The organism is Vibrio sp. 1580, assembly GCF_033340055.1.
Genome location: NZ_JAWOVT010000828.1, coordinates 1 through 500, shown reverse-complemented (window position 1 = coordinate 500; position 500 = coordinate 1). Strand labels below are relative to the sequence as shown.

Genomic DNA, 500 nt, shown 5'->3' with positions numbered 1-500 from the left:
AATCGCGTTAGAGAAACAAGCCGAGTAACCCGCTGCAAACAGTTGTTCTGGGTTCGTTGCTGCGCCTGTACCACCCATCTCTTTTGGGTAAGCAAGTTCAAGATCCAGCAGACCATCGTTGGTTTTTACTTGACCATTACGGCCAGCCAGAGCAGTAGCTTGAGTTTTGTATAATGTTGTCATGCAAATATCCTCTTTGATTTAAGTTGCACACAATTTAATTGCTTGCAACCTTACATCGAAACAACGATAGTTTGCAACTATATTGTGCACAATTTATTTTTATCGCCTTTATCGAGATTAAGCCCATGAGCCAGTGTTACTCCCCAAGTACATTGAATGCAGAAGAAAAATTGTTACTAGAGAATCAAGTCTGCTTTCCGCTATACAGCGCTGCTAACGCTGTGATTCGCGCGTACCGACCGTTGTTGGACGCACTTGATCTCACCTACTCGCAGTACTTGGTAATGATGGTGTTGTGGGAAAAAGATGGCACAAGC

The 500-nt window shown here is 43.6% G+C and carries 2 pseudogenes; one reads left to right on the top strand and one right to left on the bottom strand.

From position 1 onward, the window contains the following. Positions 1-183, bottom strand: a pseudogene (locus R7093_RS28610) (organic hydroperoxide resistance protein); the annotation flags it as partial. A gap of 125 nt (positions 184-308) precedes the next feature. On the opposite strand from R7093_RS28610, the pseudogene R7093_RS28605 reads away from it, so the two are divergent. Further along, positions 309-500 (top strand): annotated as a pseudogene (locus tag R7093_RS28605) (MarR family transcriptional regulator); the annotation flags it as partial.